This window comes from Empedobacter sp. GD03797, from assembly GCF_029842105.1.
Lineage (GTDB): Bacteria > Bacteroidota > Bacteroidia > Flavobacteriales > Weeksellaceae > Empedobacter > Empedobacter falsenii_C.
This window is the reverse complement of the sequence record NZ_JAOCFS010000074.1, coordinates 1-587: the sequence shown is the minus strand read 5'-3', so window position 1 is coordinate 587 and position 587 is coordinate 1. Positions and strand designations below refer to the sequence as shown.

The 587-nt window shown below is 32.4% G+C and carries 1 protein-coding gene; it reads left to right on the top strand.

The window, feature by feature from the left end; translation table 11 throughout:
* Positions 1-74: 74 nt before the first annotated feature.
* On the top strand, positions 75-359 hold the full coding sequence (locus N5D90_RS17090) for a helix-turn-helix domain-containing protein (RefSeq protein ID WP_280063484.1): 285 nt from the start codon (positions 75-77) through the stop codon (positions 357-359).
* The last annotated feature ends 228 nt before the right edge of the window (positions 360-587 follow it).

Sequence of the window (587 nt, the reverse complement as noted above, 5' to 3'; positions counted from 1 at the left end):
TAAGACCAACTTAAGACCTGGCGACTTTTTTTTCTGTACTTCATTTGTTCCATAATCTTAAAACAAGAAAGAAAATGGAAGCAATCATTTTAACAAAAGAACAATTCGATGCGATCGTATTCCAATTAGAAGAAATCACTAAAAAATTAAACAAAGCATTAGCAGCTAAACAAGAAACATTTATGGATAACCAAGAGTTTCTAATGCTAATGAAAATCTCAAAACGTACCGCTCAAACGTGGAGAGATGAAGGAAAGGTTTCATTCTGTCAAGTAGGCAACAAAATCTACTACAAAATGTCTGATGTCGAAAAATTATTGAACGAACACTACAACAAATCATTCACTAACAAACGCTAAAAATTAAGAGCAATAACCTGGCATAACAATTCGCAGACGAGTGTCAATCCATTAAGTGAAACGTAAAAATGTTTACCGACTGAAAGGAGTGATTTAAACATTTTAGTGAAGCGAAATGAAGATTGACCGTCGAGAATTGAAGCCTTGACTTTTTTGTTTCGTTTTTGTGTCAAGACAAATCCGAAGGATTCATGAATACATTATTTATAAAATAATAAACCAATGAAT

Coding starts and splice junctions, on each gene's coding strand:
- N5D90_RS17090 (WP_280063484.1), top strand. CDS start 75: ATGGAAGCAATCATTTTAACAAAAGAACAATTCGATGCGATCGTATTC.